Raw genomic sequence first — 19,515 nt, 5'->3', positions numbered from 1 at the left:
ATTGAACGATGCGCTTTCACGATCTTATATCTATCATCAGGCTCTTGGAAAAGAAAACGCGGTTACTTCGTCAATATGTTCCTTTCCCTGAGCGAGCATCAGTAGCCTATCAATACCCAATGCAACGCCAGCACAAGCTGGCAAACCTGCCTTTAATGCATCAATAAGATGATAATCAATAGGCTGCATTTCTAAACCTTGTTCTCTACGTTTTTGATTATCTTCTATGAACCTAGAGAGTTGCTCTTGTGGGTCGTCCAATTCATGAAAACCGTTCGCTAATTCAACACCTTTAAAATAAACCTCAAACCGATCAGCGACCCTAGGATCACTTGGATTAATTTTGGCCAAAGCTGCTTGTGTAGCAGGGAAATCATAAACAAATACGGGACTTTGCAAACCAATTTTAGATTCAACACCTAAGCTAAACAGCAACTGTAATAAGGTGTCTCTGTTTTGTTCAGGGCCCGCAATATCACCTAAACCCAATGTAGCTGCTGCCTCTTTTAGTTCCTGCATAGAGGCTTCAAGCGGACACACCTCTAAAGTACTCAAAAACGCTTGTTGATAAGTAATCCGAACCGATTTCCCAGTATTCAATACAAGCTGTAATAACTCGTCCATTTCATCCATTAAATCGTGATGATCAAACCCTACTCGATACCATTCCAACATGGTGAATTCCGGATTATGATAGCGCCCATTTTCCTCATTTCGAAAAGACTTACACATCTGATAAATAGAGCCACTGCCCGCCGCTAATAACCTTTTCATATGAAATTCTGGGCTTGTCATTAGATATAATGCTTGCCCACCGGCATAACCAGGACCAATAAAGTCGGTTTTAAAGGTATGTAAATGTATATCCGTCACGGTCGCATGACTGATTGCTGGCGTATCCACTTCAAGTACGCCCCTAGTGACAAAGAAATGTCGAATATCAGCAATCAATTTCGCTCTTAATTTGAGCGAATCGATACTCGCACTAGGTTGCCAGCTCTCGTTATTCATATTTCGAAGTCCGTGTAAGTGATTGGTATGTATTCAAAGCCAAATGACACACGTTGAAAATTAAATTCATAAAACGCATCTCAGTGATGAGCATCACACATTCAATAAATGCCAAGTTTGCTGTCATATTTCTACGATAAAAAACCGCCAATATCAATTTATTCCTGACATCGCTCCCGTAAACTAGTTTCAGGTCAAAAAATAATTTAAAACTAAATACGCATCGCATACAGTGATGGGCTTAAGTTCATCTCTATTACTTTGCAAATACACACACTGGAGGATAACTGTGCAAATAATTACCACAGATATCGCAGTGATCGGCGCCGGTGGCGCTGGTCTTCGAACTGCAATCGCAGCGGCTGAAGCAAATCCTGAGCTAGAAGTAGCCCTGATTTCTAAAGTCTACCCAATGCGTTCACATACTGTCGCCGCTGAAGGTGGCTCTGCCGCCGTCATCAAAGATGAAGATTCACTTGATAACCACTTCAACGATACGGTTGGTGGTGGTGACTGGTTATGTGAACAGAATGTCGTTGAATATTTTGTTGAAAACGCAACAAAAGAAATGATCCAAATGGAGCAATGGGGTTGTCCATGGAGCCGGAAAGAAAACGGTGAAGTGAACGTCCGTCGCTTTGGCGGAATGAAAGTAGAACGCACATGGTTTGCCGCCGATAAAACGGGCTTCCATATGTTGCATACGCTTTTCCAAACCTCTATCAAGTACAATCAAATCAAACGCTTTGATGAGTACTTCGTGGTTGACCTACTGGTTGAAAACGACGAGATTCAGGGTCTGGTTGCGATTCACATGTCCGAAGGCGAGCTTGTTACGATTAAAGCGAAGTCTGTTGTACTGGCGACAGGTGGCGCGGGACGGGTTTATAACACCAACACCAACGGCGGCATTGTTACCGGCGACGGTATGGCATTAGCGTATCGCCACGGTGTTCCTTTGCGTGATATGGAATTTGTTCAATATCACCCAACCGGCCTTCCTGGTACAGGTATCTTGATGACCGAAGGTTGTCGTGGCGAAGGCGGCATCATCGTCAACAAAAATGGCTACCGTTATCTGCAAGATTACGGCATGGGACCGGAAACCCCGGTTGGAGAGCCGAAAAACAAATATATGGAATTGGGTCCTCGAGACAAAGTTTCTCAAGCGTTTTGGCACGAGCAGCAAAAAGGCAACACCATCGACCATCCCCTTGGCGATGTGGTGCATCTAGACCTGAGACACTTAGGTGAAGAATACCTTCAAGAGCGTCTGCCGTTTATTTGTGAGCTGTCGAAGGCGTATGTTAACGTCGATCCGGCAAAAGAGCCGATCCCAATTCGTCCAACGGTTCACTACACCATGGGTGGGATTGAAACCGATCCGAGTTGCGAAACGAAAATCAAAGGTCTCTTCGCCGTGGGTGAATGTGCCTCTTCTGGTCTACATGGTGCAAACCGCTTAGGCTCAAACTCGCTGGCGGAGTTCGTGGTATTTGGTCGCGTGGCGGGCGAAAGTGCGGTGAAACGCGCGGAAACGTTTACCGGCTGGAACGACGACGCGATTGAAAAACAAGTGAAAGCGGTCGAAGCACGTATCCAAGGCTTGATGGACCAAGAAGGCGATGAAAGCTGGTCGACCATTCGAACAGAAATGGGCCACTCTATGGAAGCGGGCTGTGGTATTTACCGCCGCGAAGACCTCATTCAAGAGACCATGAATAAGCTGACCGAGCTGAAAGAGCGTTATAAGAAAATCAGCATTAAAGACCGAGGAAAGGTGTTCAACACCGATCTTCTTTATGCCATTGAGATTGGTTATGGCCTTGAAGTGGCAGAAGCAATGGCTCACTCGGCTATTCTTCGTCGTGAATCTCGCGGGGCGCATCAACGTTTAGATGAAGGCTGTACCGAACGTGATGATGTGAACTACTTGAAACACTCACTGGCGCTCTTCAACGAAGGACGCGCACCAACGATTGAATACAGTGATGTTACTATCACGAAATCTCAACCTAAAGCTCGCCTGTATGGGGCAGCAGCAGAAGAAGCGGCGGCGAAAGAAGCCGCAGACGCACAAGCCGCAGAGGAGCAGAAGTAATGACGGGTACTAGAATTCAAAAAGTCGATATTCTGCGTTACGATCCAGAAAAAGACGCCGAGCCTTATAAACAAACCTTCGAAGTTCCTTTCGATGACACAATGTCCGTGCTTGACGCACTGGGTTACATCAAAGATAACCTAGATAAAGACCTGTCCTATCGCTGGTCTTGTCGTATGGCTATCTGTGGCTCATGTGGCATGATGGTGAACAACTATCCTAAGCTGGCCTGCAAAACGTTCTTACGTGATTACCCTGATGGCCTTTTGATTGAGCCGTTAGCCAACTTCCCTATCGAGAAAGACTTAATCGTCGACATGACGCCGTTCATCGAACGTCTTGAAGCACTTAAGCCTTATATTATCGGTAATGACCGCACACCGGAAGATGGTCCAAACAACCAAACACCACAGCAAATGGCAAAATATAAGCAGTTTGCTGCTTGTATCAACTGTGGCCTTTGTTACGCCGCCTGTCCTCAGTTTGGTCTGAATCCAGAGTTCCTTGGCCCTGCGGCCATCGCACTTGCTCATCGCTACAACCTAGATAGCCGTGACAATGGTAAAGAAGAGCGCATGGAACTGCTTAACGGTGACAATGGCGTGTGGGGCTGTACGTTTGTCGGCTTCTGCTCTGATGTCTGTCCGAAGAGTGTTGATCCTGCCGCGGCGGTAAACCAAGGTAAAGTTGAGTCTTCTAAAGACTTTGTGATTGCTATGCTTAAACCTCAGGAGAACTAAGGATGAGTAACCGTAAACCTTACGTTCGCGAAATGAAAGCAACATGGTGGCAGAAGAGCAATTTCTACCGCATGTACATGATCCGTGAAGCGACTGTATTACCCATTATATTTTTCACACTGTGCCTAACTTTCGGGCTAGGCAGCTTAGTTAAGGGCCCCGAATCATGGGACGCTTGGCTAACCTTTATGGCAAACCCTGTTGTCGTGGCGATCAATATCGTCTCGTTAGCCGGGAGCCTGTACCACGCACACACATTCTTTACGATGTTCCCACAAGTAATGCCGATTCGATTGAAAGGCAAACTCGTGGACACGAAGATCATTGTGCTTGGTCAGTGGGCAGCCGTTGCTGCTATCTCATTAATCGTACTCATCATCGTATAAGGAGCTCATTGTGGTTAATAAACATCCAAAACGTTCAGACGAGCCCGTATGGTGGGGTCTATTCGGTGCCGGCGGTACCTGGTTTGCTATGATCACCCCCATTACCGTATTGGTGATAGGTATCCTTGCGCCCCTCGGTATTATTGATGCAGAAGCGATGAGCTATGAGCGCGTTGCCGATTTTGCAACCAGCTTTATTGGCGCTCTCTTTATCATCGGAACGCTGGCCCTTCCAATGTGGCATGCCATGCACCGTGTTCACCACGGTATGCATGACCTGAAACTGCACACTGGTGTGGTTGGTAAGATTGTTTGCTACTTTATCGCTGGTTTGATTTCAGCATTGAGTGTGATTTTTATCTTTATGATTTAAATCTTATGACGATAAAAAAGGGATTGATGTTTTACCATCAATCCCTTTTTTCTTTCTAAAAACCCGCTTACTTAACGCGTCCTACATATTCACCAGAACGAGTATCAACTTTAATTATTTCACCAATTTGGATAAATAAAGGAACACGAACGACGGCACCTGTAATGAGTGTTGCAGGTTTACCACCCGTACCAGCAGTATCACCTTTAAGGCCGGGATCGGTTTCAGTGACTTCTAGTTCAACGAAGTTAGGTGGCGTTATCGTGATAGGATTGCCATTCCATAAAGTAACCATACAAGTGTTGTTCTCAACCAACCATTTAGCGCTATCACCAACTGCTTTTACATCTGCCGCAGTTTGTTCGAATGTTTCTGCGTCCATAAAGTGATAGAATTCACCATCTGAGTACAAGTAGTCTAGATCAATATCCATCACGTCTGCTTGTTCAAAACTTTCGCCAGACTTAAATGTTTTCTCTAGCACCTTACCAGAAAGAAGTTTACGAATTTTCACACGGTTAAATGCTTGTCCTTTACCCGGTTTTACGTATTCGTTTTCAAGGATTACACTAGGCTCGTTATCAAGCATTAGCTTAAGACCGCCTTTGAATTCATTAGTGCTAACTGTAGCCATTTTGTCCTCTTAAATTTTCTTCGAGTTAAACTTTAATGTCGCATATCATACCCCTAAAAACCGTCGCTGTTGAGAAAAACTGGCTGATTGAATTAACGAATGCGATCTCCGATCCTGAAATATTACTTAAAAAGCTTGGAATCCCTCAATCTCAGTGGCCTAAAGATAAAAATGGCCAGATAAACTTCACCGCAAGAAAGCAGTTCTCACAAAGAATTCCTCAAAGCTTTGTCGACAAAATGGAGAAAGGAAATATCCATGATCCACTTCTTCGCCAAGTTCTGCCCGTTAGTGAAGAGTTAGAGATTCATGATGGTTACTCTTCTGATCCGTTGGAAGAGCAGGGAAATGAAAATCCAGGCATTTTACACAAGTACCGTAACCGAGCCTTACTGATACTAAAAGGTGGCTGCGCGATTAACTGTCGATATTGTTTTAGACGACATTTTCCTTACAGCGACAATAAAGGAAACAAAGTTGTCTGGCAGCAAAGCCTTAACTATATAGCCAAGCATACAGAACTTAACGAAGTGATATTATCTGGTGGCGACCCATTGATGGCAAAAGACCATGAATTAGAGTGGCTCATTGATGCACTAGGGGAGTTCAAGCATATCAAGCGTTTGAGAATTCACTCCCGTTTGCCTGTTGTCATCCCTTCCCGAATCACCGAAAAGCTCTGCCAAATTTTTCGCAATACAAGATTACAGGTTGTCTTTGTTTCTCATATTAATCATGCCAATGAGATCGATGAACCACTCGCTAATGCCTTAGGTAAGCTAAGATCTTCTGGTGTACATTTACTCAATCAATCCGTCTTGCTAAAAGGGGTTAATGACAGTGTCGACGCTCAAGTTAATCTCAATGAAACGTTATTTGATGTGGGTGTCCAACCATACTATTTACATGTATTGGACAAGGTTCAAGGGGCTGCTCACTTCTATGTCAGTGACCAAGAAGCAAAACAGATTATGGCAGAGGTCATTACTCGTGTTTCTGGGTATATCGTACCGAAGCTAACCAGAGAGATCGGTGGTAGACCAAGCAAAACACCATTAGATTTGGGGTTGGAATAACCCCCCCATCTTACGTATCCGTACTCTCAAATATCTTATCGGCAGAAGCCGCAACGAAGCCTTGATACAGTTCGCCGTTGTTCATCGGATACCTTAAAGCAAATTCATAGAACCCACCGGGAATGATCTGCTTTCCATCAGAAAATAATACGGGGACTTTGTCAGCCATTGTAGAAGACTGTTCTAACAGCACTTCCGCTGAACCTTTTACTTCCCCACCTGACTCATTAATAGCAAAGCCCGCAACTCTTAAATGATCATTAACGGCTTTCACGCTAGAGAAGGCATTAAGCTGATTCACGCTCACTGTAAAATGATTCGCGCCATAACCATGGGCAGCTAGCCAAGCCGCGTATTCGCTTTCTTTGGATAACAGTAAATAATCCTCATGGCTGATATTCCACAAACGGCCATGATGAAGAAAATCGCTACTGGCTAGCTTTTCAGAATCGACCTGAAGAACTAATTTTTCTACAATTGATTGCAATTGCGGTGAGCATAATCCCACCTCTAATTGACTAATAAACACTTTAGGTTGAGTCTTATCAGGATGCTCGTAATGCTTTGCTGTCAGGTTTTTGCTTTCAAAAACATAGTCACCGCACGCTTTATAACCAAGATCCAGAAATGGTTTTGCTAACACTTCCAATCCAAGTGGAGCCAATGAGAAAGTACGTAAAGCAATATGGTCATTGATAAGATCCTCTCCCTCTTCAAGCAGGTCATGAACGTTGTCTGCAGAAGGGCAAAGTCGTTCAATATAATCGTTCCATAAGGACTGAAACAGAATGCTAGGTGACATAATACCTCCTTGGTTTAAATCAAAAATGAATATTGAGCGCTCTAAAACTTAACTATTATAGTTTGACACCCGGGCTCAACGTTGTGGGCAGTACTGTTTCACTTCCTTCCATTGAAGCCATTGGATACGCACAATAGTCAGCGGCATAATAGGCACTTGGTCGTAGGTTACCCGAGGCTCCGGGCCCACCAAACGGTGCATCACCGCTTGCTCCAGTTAATTGACGATTGCGGTTTACGATACCAGCTCGTATATGGTCAACAAAATACGTCCACTCACCGTCGTCAGTAGACACTAACCCTGCTGACAAGCCAAAACGAGTATCATTGGCAAGCTCAACGGCTTTCTCTAGCCCTTCATAACGCACAACTTGTAGAAGCGGTCCAAAATATTCTTCATCTGGCAAAGATTTAATATTGGTAACATCAATTAGGCCCGGCGTTACAAAGGCTGCGCTAGTATGCTTTGCTTCAACAATCGATTCTGCACCTAGCTTTATGAGGTTGGCTTGAGCATTTATTATAAATGCTGCGGCTTGGACAGAGATCTGCGGCCCCATAAAAGGTTGAGGCTCAGCAAATGGCTCATCAACCAAAATATTATTCGTCGCTTCAGTCAATTTTTTGATTAATACATCGCCTTTTTCGCCTACCGGTACATATAAGCGACGAGCACAAGTACAGCGTTGACCTGCACTGATAAATGCGGATTGCACAATGGTATAGACCGTAGAATCAAGATCACCATAATTCTCTGAGATCACCATCGGGTTATTCCCGCCCATCTCTAGAGCAAGCATCTTGTCAGGTTGACCAGCAAACTGTCGATGAAGAATATGGCCAGTATTTGCACTTCCGGTAAAGAGTAAACCGTCGATGCCTTTCGATTCGGCAAGTGCTACACCGGTCTCCTTTGCCCCCTGCACAAGGTTAATAACCCCTGTTGGTAACCCAGCTCTCTCCCATAATTTAACGATGAGTTCGGCTGTCGCAGGTGTCTGTTCAGACGGTTTATAAACCATCGTATTCCCTGCCAAAAGAGCAGGTACCATATGTCCGTTAGGCAGATGAGCAGGGAAATTATACGGGCCAAATATAGCCATAACACCAAGTGGTTTGTGACGAAGTACAATTTGGTTATCACCAACTTCACGCTGTGTGTTTCCAGTACGCTCATGATAGGCACGGATAGATATCGCGATTTTACCTGCAACCGCACCCGCTTCAGTACGAGTTTCCCAGATAGGTTTCCCTGTCTCTTTAGCAATAATTTGAGCAATCTCTTCGCTGTTTGCCTTCACTTCTTCAGCAAAAGCAAGAATATAAGTCTCTCGCTCTGAATAGCTTAATTTTTTCCAATCAACAAATGCAGTGCGCGCGGCTTTTACTGCTTGCTCTACCTGTGCAGACGTCGCACTAACACCTTGCCAAATAACGTTACCGTTATAAGGAGAGGTCGAATTCATTGCTTCGCCTTGACCAGCAACCCATTGATTTGCAATCCATTGAACTGAAGAACACTGTTCCATCTTTTTTCCTTAATCTTTACGGTTTCACTTTACTCAATCAAGCGTCACTATTGGGTGAGCATCCGAACGTATTCATCATCTTTAACTTCTAATACCTTCGCCACTTCAGGTGATATAAGTACGGTGTTCGTCTCTTTATCAAAAGCACCTTTCGCCGCTGTGCCACGGAAGTTCTCAAAAGAAGTGTTAATCATCAGATAATCTTGCGAACTAGTATGTTCTCTCACTTTTACCTTGGCTTTAAATGAATCTCGCACGGACACAATATTCATTAGGTCGCATTCAACGGTCGGACCTGCATCAAAGATATCGACATAGTCTCGACAAACAAAACCTTCTCTTTTTAAGAGCTTAAGTGCGGGTACTGTATTCTCGTGAACTTTACCAATAACCGCTTGTGCTTCTTTACTTAGCAAGTTGATATAAATTGGTAGCTTAGGCATAAGGTCTGCAATAAACCCTTTTTTCCCAATACCTGTAAGATAATCAGCTAAGGTGAAGTCAATGGAGAAGAAGTGTTCTTGCAACCACTGCCAGAATGGCGAGTTACCATCAGCATCAGATACACCACGCATTTCAGCGAATACTGTTTCAGAAAAACGCTCTGGATGCTCTGCCATGATCAAAAATCGGCACTTAGACATCAAACGTCCATTGAGGCCCGCACGAAAACTTGGTCTTAAAAATAGTGTGCAGACTTCCGAACAACCCGTGTAGTTGTTGCCAAATGTCAGTAACTTAACAATATTATTCACACCAAGCTTAGGTGATGAGTGGACTATTTTACTAATATGGTAGGTATAGAATGGAACATCCCACCCAATCGATGCCTCTATGCCAGTTGTACCGCCTATTTCGCCTGTTTCTGAATCAAAGCCAACCATTAGGTACCCTTCATCACCGGGTTCCGTCACATTGGGTTTACTAAAGCTCTCTACCGAATTATTGATTCGATTAGTCAGCAATTCTTCATTTACAGGAAGGGATGTGAATCCATGACCAGACTCGACAGCGCATACATGTAGCGCTTCATAGTCCGTATTTTTTATTGGCCTAACAACCAGCATCTGCAATACTCCTCGCAGTTATGGTTCCTAGACTCTAGATTGTCACCAGAGACTAGGTACTCAAAGTTCCATTTTTCTTACACGATTGAAGCGATAGCCTTATCCAACTTCGCTAGACCTTCTTCAATATCTTTTTTGTCAATAACAAGTGAAGGTGTGAAACGTACAACGCTTGCTCCAGCCACTAACAACATCAAGCCTTCTTTTCCTGCAGCAACAAGCACATCGCGCGCCCTGCCCTGCCACTCATCATTCAACGCAGCACCTATAAGAAGGCCTTGCCCTCGAATTTCAGCAAAAATATTGTATTTCTCATTAATTTTAGCCAACCCGTCGCGGAAAAGAACCTCTCTTTCTTTTACTCCAGCAAGTGTTTCAGGTTTGCTGACAAGGTTTACCACCGCTTCGGCAACGGCACACGCTAATGGGTTACCACCGTATGTTGAACCGTGCGTACCGACTTTTAAGTGAGGTGCAAATTCATCCGTTGTTAACATGGCACCAATAGGGATACCACCACCCAACGATTTTGCTGTGCTCAAGATATCTGGCGTTACACCCAAACCTTCATAGGCATAAAAGGTACCGGTACGGCCATTACCCGTTTGGACTTCATCAAAAATGAGAAGTGCATTGTGTTTATCACACAATTCACGAACGGTTTGAGCAAATTCTTTACTCGGAGAGACAATACCGCCTTCCCCTTGAAGAGGCTCCATCATAACGGCGCAGGTTTTATCCGATATTTGCGCTTTAAACGCTTCAATATCGTTATAATCTAGGTGAGTAACATTGCCAGGTTTCGGACCAAAGCCATCGGAATAGGCGGCTTGACCACCGACAGTTACGGTGAAGAATGTTCGCCCATGGAAGCCTTGTTTAAAGGCGATAATCTCTGATTTATCATCACCGTATTTGTCCGCGGCAACGCGTCGAGCAAGCTTGAGAGCCGCTTCGTTCGCTTCTGCACCAGAGTTAGCAAAAAACACTTTGTCCGCAAATGAGATCTCGGTGAGCTTTCTTGCTAAACGTAACGCAGGCTCATTGGTCATAACGTTACTTAAGTGCCAAATCTTATTCGCTTGCTCTGTTATCGCATTCACCATTACCGGGTGACAATGACCCAAACAACTAACCGCAATTCCCCCCGCGAAGTCGATATACTCATTACCTTGTTGATCCCATACTCGAGAGCCAACACCTTTAACAGGAATCATCTCCATCGGGTTGTAACAAGGTACCATCACGTCATTGAACCAATTACGTTCGACTTTCTTATCCATTGATTAACACTCCATATTCGCGCTATTGGCCATTTTTAATTCCACAAATGAATTAGCCAACTGGTGATTTATTCTACTCTCGCATTGTATTAACAATTTATTAACTAATTCAATAGCTATTGATACTTATTTTCCAATTACTGCTCAGCGAGAAAGGCCCATTATTGACGATTTATTCATTAATTAGTCACTGTTATAAATATAATCCCCCAAAATATTACTGTCTAAATCACTTTCTACAGCAATTTCATACAGTTTATCTACGGCAGTATTTTTAACTGCGCATAAATTTTCATATTTGGATTTTTTTATTTTAGAGAAAAAAAATGTTAAGAAAAGAGATCTTTGACAATTACGAAGAGATTAATAACTCAAAATATAACCAGTAATGAATCTAGTTATTAAGTTAGCGACGTAGGAAATTAGCCAACAGTTCGTGACCTTGTTCTGTTTTAATTGACTCTGGATGGAATTGGACGGCATCGATAGGTAACGTTTTGTGCTGAAAACCCATAATTTCATCCACAGAACCATCTTTTTTTTCAGTCCACGCGGTCAGTTCAAAGCAGTCTGAAAGTGAATCTGCATCAACAATAAGTGAATGATATCGAGTCACGGTTAAAGGGTCATTCAAGCCTTTAAATACACTTTTATTGTTATGCCTAATAATAGATGTTTTCCCATGCATGACTTTACTTGCACGAATAATATCAGCACCAAAGGCTTGAGCGATGGCTTGATGCCCTAAGCAGACGCCTAATATAGGTAACTTCCCAGAGAAGTATTTTATCACCTCTAATGATATACCGGCCTCATTTGGCGTACATGGACCCGGTGAGATAACAAGGTGAGAAGGGTTAAGCGTATTAATACCTTGAAGATCAATTTGATCATTTCTTATCACTTTCACGTCAGCACCAAGCTCGCAAAAATATTGATACAAGTTGTAGGTAAATGAATCGTAGTTATCGATAATGAGTAACATAATGGTCATATAGGCAGTTTTACTAAGGCAGTATTGTGCTATAGGCAAAATGAAAGGCAAGAAAAAACGAACAAAAGAAAAGTAAGGCCAGCCGTGCTGGCCTTTATTAACAAACTAAGAGGGCTTACTTATAAGCTTGCTCACGAGAACGAACAAAGCCAAAACCCGCTAAACCAATAAGTAGAGCAAAACCAACACCGCCTCCTTTCATGTCTAGCTCGAGCACGGCAGGATCATGATCTGATGAACGATAATGGTCTGCGTACTTAGGAAGGTCACCAGTGTACTTACTGCTGTATTCAAATAAAGTCGATTCCCCACCATTAATATGCCAATCCACAGCATCGACAACTTTAGCTTCTAAAGAATCACTGACTAAGATGTGATCCAGAGAACCCACTTCATCATTGTACGAATAGCTCCATGCTTCTGGGTGGAAAAGAGAGATGGCATTTATATAACCATAACTTTTATTGATCACCTCACCTTCATCACCATGCAACTCAACACCATCTATGTAGGTATTTCTTGCTGCACGAATATCACGACCGAGACTTTGTGAATCAAATTCCGTTAGAACAAGCATCGGGTCTTCTTTCGCGTAAGAGTTCATATCACCAAGAATGACTTTATGCCCATCAATTTGACTAAGCGCCTCACCCAATGCAACGGCAGCGGAAACACGGAAGTTTTCACATGACCCTTGACGATCTAGGTCTTTGGTTGCTTGTCCACCATCTTCAATAGGAGCGGCATCTTCCCAGCATTTAGAGCCTTTCGATTTAAAGTGGTTTATGGCGATAGTCAGCTTATTGTTGCCATGCTTACCTTTCATACCTTTTACTTTAAACGTTGGCGCTAAAGAATCACGTTGATAATTCTTACCGTCCTCAATGACTTTACCCTCTGAATCTTTTACTTCTGGAGCTTGCTGAGATGGCATTAGGATGACTCTAGATTCAACTAACTTCACCGCTTTAGGACGATATATAACGCCAACAGCAATGGCGTCGGTTCCCACAGAATCATTCGCATCTATAACACCGTCAGCATTGCCATCGTATGAAACAAAAGCATACTTATTTTTTTTCTTAGAGATGTGGCTATTAACTTGATCGAGCAATTGCTTGATAGCTGATTTATCACCAAACCCATTGTTCTCAATTTCCATAAGACCAATGATATCTGCATCTAATCGAAGAATAGCTTGAACAATTTTCTCCTGTTGCAACTCAAAATCTTCTTGCGTTGTCGCACCACGGTTACTGCCAAATTGATTACTATCTCCACCAAAAGGCGAGTTAAAGTAGTTAAGTACGTTAAATGTTGCTATTCGAAGATCACCTTCATATAGCTCAGGCGAATCGGTTCTCGGTGATAGATGTTCAAAGTTTTCTGCCGTTACCGTATTGGTAACGATCATACGAAAATCGCCATATGTGTAAGCAAGTACACCTTCTAAACCATCAACTCTGTCATTGATTCGAATATAGTCTTCTGTAGAACCATCTGAGTCCGCATCGGTTCTAGCAAAGTCAGGATAATATGGAATCACACCATTTGGCGCTTTTTCATCTGAGTCGACAAATAGACGTTTAATCGCATTCTGTTCAGATTGGTCATCCGCTTCTTCAGACCCTGCCACATATAATTGGTTAGGCTGCATATTAGGGCGACCCTGTGCAAGAACCATGTTATTTCGGCGTGAACCGTAATCATAACCAAAGGTTCTCGTCACACGCATATCAAGGTTGGCATCGGTTTTCACCAACATACCTTCATAGCGTTCAAGTGTTTGCTCAAAATCCTGATCTGTGTTGCTCACTTTCATTGCTGTTGCTTCAGGTACCGCTTGTTCAGAAAGCTTAACCCAATCATCCTTATCAATAGAAAGCTGCGTATTTGAGTAGTACTCTTTCACTTTGCCGTAAGCACAAATCACATCACCGGCAACCACTTCTGATGACGAACTATTGGTGAAGACAAATAAGCCTTCAGAGGTTTTTGGGTTGGAATCAGCGGCCAATGATTGTATGAAGAAGCCTTTAGTAATGGAACTGGTAACTGCTGTCACAACACCTTTAACAAAATAGCTATCACTACTGCTGTATGAGTCTTCAGCCAACAAAGGGGATGCATCCCCCTCACCCTGAATATCGGAAATACGGGTATATAATGGCTCCTGTCCATCAACCTTACAGTCGAATGCGACAGGCATAGGCAGTTCTTCTAAAAGGCCTAGATTGGTAATATCATCTTTTTCTAAAGAGTCCCAATCACTTGCAGAATAGTTAGCAGAAGGGTTATGAGCAGAAGACTTTCTAACTAATGTGACATCTTTCCCCCAATCTACATCTCCCATCACGCCGATGACATCATGCACGCTACGGTCAGAAGCGTTGAGTATTGCAATAGGGTCATCTCCATTATGGTTAATGACTCCGTTGTCTGTAAAATCGGTTACGGCTTGAATTTCAGCGTTTGCTTGAGAGTTTGAAAACACCACCACATCATTGGCGCCGATGGTTACATCATCTAGTATGTAATCATTCCCCCAAATCCCATTTCCGTTTGCAGATTTAGCGAGAATATAGCCTTCTAACGTCACCGCCTCCGAGTCGGTATTCGCAATCTCAATCGCTTTATTATGATTCCCACCCTCAACATACTGAGAAATAAAAATCTCGGCCGATGCGGAATATGAAACAGCACATAGCGCTGTAGCTAAGACACTCTTTTTAAAAAAGTTATTATCCATAATTCACCTTCTAACTCGCCACACATGAAACACAGTGTTGGTTAGCTAATCTCTTTATTGTTGTATTTAATTCGAACAGCTCAATCGAATTACTAGTATTTGTGATGTAAATCAATCCTAGAATTTACATCACAAATACTAGAGCAAAGTTCAACAAGGTAATGTGAATGTAATGCTTTACTTTTTTGACAATTTTAAATTTGGAACCAATTTCATTAAATATGAGAAAGCAATCGATAACTTTTACGTCAAAAGGGCAATCTAGCCTCTAATAATTTCGCGTATTATCAATATTGAGAATCCTATTTTTCCGGATTGATTCAATACATTGTAAAAAAGGGATTTTTAGATATAAAAAAACCACCGTTTAAGGTGGCTTCCACTGATGTAGTAACTAATTCGCTCGATGAAAGGTCAACAAGCCCTAAGGACGAGTAACGAATCCCACCGCTTCATAGACTTTCTTCAACGTGATAGCAGCGCGCTCAGACGCCTTGTCCGCGCCCATTTTCATCACTGAATCAAGGTAGGCTCTATCATTTCGAATACGTTTGTATTCGGCTTGCACAGGCTCAAGCATTGAAACCACCGCTTCTGCTACGTCACCCTTCAAGTGGCCATACATCTTGCCTTGATATTCGGCTTCAATTTCTGCAAAAGTTTTACCCGTTGCTCCAGACATAAGGCCCATCAGGTTAGCGATACCCGGCTTATTTTCAATATCGTAAATCACGCGTGGCGGATCTTCTGGGTCAGTAACCGCGCTCTTTATCTTCTTCGTGATCGACTTTGGATCTTCAAGAAGCGTAATAACGTTTTTACGATTATCATCCGATTTCGACATTTTCTTCGTCGCATCTTGAAGACTCATTACGCGTGAACCGACCTCAGGAATGTAAGGTTCAGGCACGACAAAGGTTTTACCATAGATATTATTAAAGCGATTTGCGATATCACGTGCGAGTTCTAGGTGTTGCTTTTGGTCACTACCAACAGGAACTTGCTCAGCCTGATAGACGAGAATATCCGCCGCCATTAATACTGGGTAGTCATATAGGCCCACGTTGATATCATTCGCATAACGCTTTGATTTATCTTTAAACTGAGTCATGCGATTTAGCTCACCCATTTGGGTATAGCAGTTAAGAATCCAACCGAGTTGTGCATGCTCAGGAACGTGAGACTGAACAAACAACGTGCTTTTTTCTGGTGTTACACCAACAGCAAGGCAAATCGACAGTGCGTCTAAGGTTGCTTGATAAAGCTTTTTCGCATCTTGACGAACGGTAATCGCATGCAGATCCACAACACAATATTGGCAATCATAATCGTCTTGCATTCGCTGCCACTGACGTAGAGCACCTAAGTAGTTACCAATACTTAGTTCACCTGATGGTTGAACACCACTTAATACGATAGGTTTGCTCATTTTATGATTTCCTTTGCTTACTTATAAACTTTAGTTAATTGCCGTCATATCTAGCTAAACGCTTTAATATTCCGGAGTATTATCTTGATTTTCAATAACATTACACCCAAGCACCTTGCCGTAACTTGGGTGTAATCCAGTGTACTCATTGAGGCGCATAATTCCAGAGTTTTACACTGCCTCTGGCAATATTTCTAATAATGTCGAGAGTTGGTCTGCAACTATATCCGGATTGGAATCAGAAAGGGGCTCGCCATGGTTATAACCATACGTCAGACCAAACGAAAGGCAACGTGCATTTTTCGCGGCTAATATATCGTGTTTTGAATCCCCTACCATGAGCATCTCGTCCGCCGAAAAACCATGTTTTTCGAGCAGCCAGTTCAATGCCATAGGATCGGGTTTACGTTTGGGGAAGTCTTCACCACCAATGACATCGGAAAAGAAGTGTGTAAGCCCATGTTGTTCTAGAATTTCAGGCACGAACTTGGAAGGCTTATTGGTAACCAATGACATGATATACCCACGCTGTTGCAACTGACACAAAGTATCAAAAACAGTAGGGTAAAGAGGGCTCAGTTTATGACCACTTTCCGCATAAAAACAATCAAACATCTCACGCGCCTTCTTAATCTCATCTGAGCTTAAGTTTTCATCTACGTGAATATCTCGGCTAAGACCTCTAGCAATAAGTACGTCAGCACCATTTCCTACCCAATCACGTACTTGAATCTCTTCGATAGGGTCATGACCTAACGCTTGTACTGTTTGATCTACCGCGAAGGCTAAATCCGGCACGCTATCTAATAACGTTCCATCTAAATCAAAGGCGATGAATTTTACTTTCTCAAATGACATTTTGTTCTCCATAACGAGAGTCATACATCTTATTTTTACCAAAATCCTTCGCCATTCCCGTAAGAACAGAAATCTCGGTGGAATTAGATCCCCACTTTCGTGAGGATGACGAATTTCGATTACATTAACGACTCGTCATTCCCGTGAAAACGGGAATCTTGGTGTTTCTAGATCCCCACTTTCTTGAGGGTGACGAATTTCGAATACATTAACGACTCGTCATTCCCGTGAAAATGGGAATCTTGGTGTTTCTAGATCCCCACTTTCTTGAGGGTGACGAATTTCGAATACATTAACGACTCGTCATTCCCGTGAAAATGGGAATCTCGGTGTTTCTAGATCCCCATTTTCGTGAGGATGACGAATTTCGATTACATTAACGACTCGTCATTCCCGTGAAAACGGGAATCTCGGTGTTTCTAGATCCCCACTTTCTTGAGGATGACGAATTTCGATTACATTAACGACTCGCCATTCCCGTAAGAACAGGAATCTTGGTGGAACTAGATCCCCACTTTCGTGAGGATGACGAATTTCGATTACATTAACGACTCGTCATTCCCGTGAAAACGGGAATCTCGGTGTTTCTAGATCCCCACTTTCGTGAGGATGACGAATTTTGATTACATTAACTACTCGTCATTCCCGTGAAAACGGGAATCTTGGTGTTTCTAGATCCCCACTTTCGTGAGGATGACGAATTTCGAATACATTAACAACTCGTCATTCCCGTGAAAACGGGAATCTCGGTGTTTCTAGATCCTCATTTTCGTGGGGATGACGTTGTTTTTCGTGAAGTTAATGAACCTCTAGCTTTTCACTTTAGCTAACTCTGCACGCATCTCATCAATGACCGCTTTATAATCAGGCTGATTAAAGATTGCAGAACCAGCAACAAACATATCGGCACCGGCTTCCGCTATCTCACGGATATTATCGACCTTAACTCCGCCATCAATTTCCAATCGAATATCACGACCAGATGCTTTAATACGCTGGCGAATATCATTCAATTTATCTAGAGAGCTTGGAATAAATGATTGACCACCAAAGCCAGGGTTAACCGACATCAATAGAATCATATCCACCTTGTCCATCAGGTAGTCAAGATAGTGTAAAGGGGTCGCTGGGTTAAACACCACTCCAGCTTGGCAGCCACATTCTTTGATTAGCTGAATGCTTCTATCTAGATGATCGGTCGCTTCTGCATGCACGGTAATCATGGTTGCACCAGCTTTTGCAAAATCGGGGATAATTCGGTCAACAGGCTTAACCATTAAATGCACATCAATTGGAGCGGTAATACCATAGTCTCTTAGTGCTTTACAGATTGGCGCGCCGAACGTGAGGTTTGGTACGAAATGATTGTCCATTACATCAAAATGCACAACATCAGCACCTGCTGCGAGCACTTTTTCTACATCTTGACCTAAACGGGCAAAATCTGCAGATAAAATTGAAGGGGCAATAAGAAAATCTTTCATACTCGGTCTCTTTATAGAATTGGGCGAAATGTGGTCGCAATTCTACCTAAGGAAACCAAGAGATCATAGTGCTAAGTGGCCTGAATTGGGTATAAGTGATAACCCTTATACAAGGCTCATTTTAACCCTATCGTCTGATATCTCTTCTGGTGGCGTAAACAGAGCAAAAAGTTCATCCACTTTCTTTCGACCTGCACCATTTCGACTGATAGTGCGCTTTACCTGAATGGTATCTAGCTCTGCACCTTTGTATAGGCGGCGAGTATGAGCCGTATCGTGATTTGAGATAAGCACTGGGATACCACGTTTTTTAGCTGTACGTTCAGAGATTTCAGCTAAGGTCGCTTGATCATCAAGCGTAAATCCATTGCCTGAATAGGAAGTAAAGTTTGCCGTATTGGATAGTGGAGCGTAAGGCGGATCGCAATAAATAACGCTGCCCTTTCGTGCTCGTGAAAAAGTATCGGTATAACTTTCACATACAAACGTTGCTTTTTTTGCCTTTTCAGCAAAAAAAATCAGCTCTTTTTCAGGGAAATAAGGTTTTTTATAAGAACCAAACGGAACATTAAATCCGCCTTTTTTGTTGTATCGACATAGCCCATTAAAGCCAAATCTATTCATATACAAGAAAGCGGTAGACCGGAACCAGACATCGTCAGTTGCATTGAATTGCGCTCGAATATCGAGATAAAACTCTTTTCGATTACTCGAAGGTTTAAAGAACCTTTTGGATTCTTCGATATACTTTTCTGGTTCTGTTTTTACCAAATTATAGATATTAATCAGATCCAGATTTATATCCGCAAGCAGATATTCTTCATAATCGGTATTCAAAAAAACAGAACCCGCACCAACAAATGGTTCGATCAATTTTTTTGCAGGTGGCAGGTGGCTTTGTATATTTTCAATAAGCCCATATTTCCCACCAGCCCATTTCAGAAAGGCACGTTGCTTCTTCATTTACCGCTTCAAACCACCGACTAATTCACAAGGTTGC

General features: G+C 42.8%; 17 protein-coding genes. 5 read left to right on the top strand and 12 right to left on the bottom strand.

The window, feature by feature from the left end:
* Positions 1-36: 36 nt before the first annotated feature.
* Positions 37-1,011, bottom strand: coding sequence for an elongation factor P--(R)-beta-lysine ligase (epmA, locus tag IUZ65_RS01265; RefSeq protein WP_195704967.1), 975 nt, complete (start codon positions 1,009-1,011; stop codon positions 37-39).
* 289 nt (positions 1,012-1,300) lie between these two features.
* Between epmA and frdA the strand changes: the two genes are divergently transcribed.
* Genes frdA through frdD form a run of 4 tightly spaced genes read left to right on the top strand, consistent with a single transcriptional unit; the run spans position 1,301 to position 4,611 of the window.
* Positions 1,301-3,112 carry a fumarate reductase (quinol) flavoprotein subunit gene (frdA, locus tag IUZ65_RS01260; RefSeq protein ID WP_195704024.1) on the top strand — a complete coding sequence of 604 codons (1,812 nt, stop codon included), beginning with the start codon at positions 1,301-1,303 and terminating at the stop codon, positions 3,110-3,112.
* Positions 3,112-3,852, top strand: coding sequence for a succinate dehydrogenase/fumarate reductase iron-sulfur subunit (locus IUZ65_RS01255; RefSeq protein WP_195704023.1), 741 nt, complete (start codon positions 3,112-3,114; stop codon positions 3,850-3,852). The genes frdA and IUZ65_RS01255 overlap by 1 nt, the downstream gene beginning before the upstream one ends.
* Positions 3,853-3,854: 2 nt before the next feature.
* Positions 3,855-4,238 (top strand): fumarate reductase subunit FrdC, encoded by a 384-nt coding sequence (gene frdC, locus IUZ65_RS01250; RefSeq protein ID WP_195704022.1) that lies wholly within the window; start codon positions 3,855-3,857, stop codon positions 4,236-4,238.
* Positions 4,239-4,248: 10 nt separating this feature from the next.
* Positions 4,249-4,611 (top strand): fumarate reductase subunit FrdD, encoded by a 363-nt coding sequence (frdD, locus tag IUZ65_RS01245; protein ID WP_331275669.1) that lies wholly within the window; start codon positions 4,249-4,251, stop codon positions 4,609-4,611.
* 67 nt (positions 4,612-4,678) lie between these two features.
* Here frdD and efp read toward each other — a convergent pair whose 3' ends face one another.
* Positions 4,679-5,245: an elongation factor P gene (gene efp, locus IUZ65_RS01240; RefSeq protein ID WP_195704966.1), complete on the bottom strand. Its 567-nt coding sequence runs from the start codon at positions 5,243-5,245 to the stop codon at positions 4,679-4,681.
* Between the two features lie 35 nt (positions 5,246-5,280).
* Between efp and epmB the strand changes: the two genes are divergently transcribed.
* Positions 5,281-6,321 carry an EF-P beta-lysylation protein EpmB gene (gene epmB / locus IUZ65_RS01235; protein ID WP_195704965.1) on the top strand — a complete coding sequence of 347 codons (1,041 nt, stop codon included), beginning with the start codon at positions 5,281-5,283 and terminating at the stop codon, positions 6,319-6,321.
* A gap of 10 nt (positions 6,322-6,331) precedes the next feature.
* On the opposite strand, the gene IUZ65_RS01230 is transcribed toward epmB, so the two are convergent.
* The 10 genes from IUZ65_RS01230 to IUZ65_RS01185 form a co-directional block, all read right to left on the bottom strand.
* Positions 6,332-7,123, bottom strand: a complete 792-nt coding sequence (locus IUZ65_RS01230; protein WP_195704964.1) for a DUF1338 domain-containing protein — start codon at positions 7,121-7,123, stop codon at positions 6,332-6,334.
* A gap of 55 nt (positions 7,124-7,178) precedes the next feature.
* Positions 7,179-8,651 (bottom strand): succinylglutamate-semialdehyde dehydrogenase, encoded by a 1,473-nt coding sequence (gene astD, locus IUZ65_RS01225; RefSeq protein ID WP_195704963.1) that lies wholly within the window; start codon positions 8,649-8,651, stop codon positions 7,179-7,181.
* 47 nt (positions 8,652-8,698) lie between these two features.
* Entirely contained in the window at positions 8,699-9,718 is a 1,020-nt protein-coding gene (gene astA / locus IUZ65_RS01220) for an arginine N-succinyltransferase (protein ID WP_195704962.1), read from the bottom strand.
* A 77-nt stretch (positions 9,719-9,795) separates the two neighbouring features.
* The gene (locus IUZ65_RS01215) at positions 9,796-11,001 is read right to left on the bottom strand and encodes an aspartate aminotransferase family protein (protein WP_195704961.1); all 1,206 of its coding nucleotides are present in this window, start codon (positions 10,999-11,001) and stop codon (positions 9,796-9,798) included.
* 406 nt (positions 11,002-11,407) lie between these two features.
* Positions 11,408-11,986, bottom strand: coding sequence for an aminodeoxychorismate/anthranilate synthase component II (locus IUZ65_RS01210; RefSeq protein WP_195705163.1), 579 nt, complete (start codon positions 11,984-11,986; stop codon positions 11,408-11,410).
* 124 nt (positions 11,987-12,110) lie between these two features.
* The gene (locus IUZ65_RS01205; RefSeq protein ID WP_195704960.1) at positions 12,111-14,744 is read right to left on the bottom strand and encodes an ExeM/NucH family extracellular endonuclease; all 2,634 of its coding nucleotides are present in this window, start codon (positions 14,742-14,744) and stop codon (positions 12,111-12,113) included.
* Between the two features lie 424 nt (positions 14,745-15,168).
* Entirely contained in the window at positions 15,169-16,173 is a 1,005-nt protein-coding gene (gene trpS, locus IUZ65_RS01200) for a tryptophan--tRNA ligase (protein WP_195704959.1), read from the bottom strand.
* A gap of 171 nt (positions 16,174-16,344) precedes the next feature.
* On the bottom strand, positions 16,345-17,031 hold the full coding sequence (locus IUZ65_RS01195; protein ID WP_195704958.1) for a phosphoglycolate phosphatase: 687 nt from the start codon (positions 17,029-17,031) through the stop codon (positions 16,345-16,347).
* Between the two features lie 809 nt (positions 17,032-17,840).
* Complete coding sequence (gene rpe / locus IUZ65_RS01190; RefSeq protein WP_195704957.1) at positions 17,841-18,515, bottom strand: ribulose-phosphate 3-epimerase; 675 nt, start codon at positions 18,513-18,515, stop codon at positions 17,841-17,843.
* A gap of 105 nt (positions 18,516-18,620) precedes the next feature.
* Complete coding sequence (locus IUZ65_RS01185; RefSeq protein ID WP_195704956.1) at positions 18,621-19,478, bottom strand: Dam family site-specific DNA-(adenine-N6)-methyltransferase; 858 nt, start codon at positions 19,476-19,478, stop codon at positions 18,621-18,623.
* Positions 19,479-19,515 lie beyond the last annotated feature (37 nt).

Source organism: Vibrio sp. VB16 (genome assembly GCF_015594925.2).
GTDB lineage: Bacteria > Pseudomonadota > Gammaproteobacteria > Enterobacterales > Vibrionaceae > Vibrio.
The sequence above is the reverse complement of the archived record's forward strand: the minus strand, read 5'-3'. Positions and strand labels throughout refer to the sequence as shown.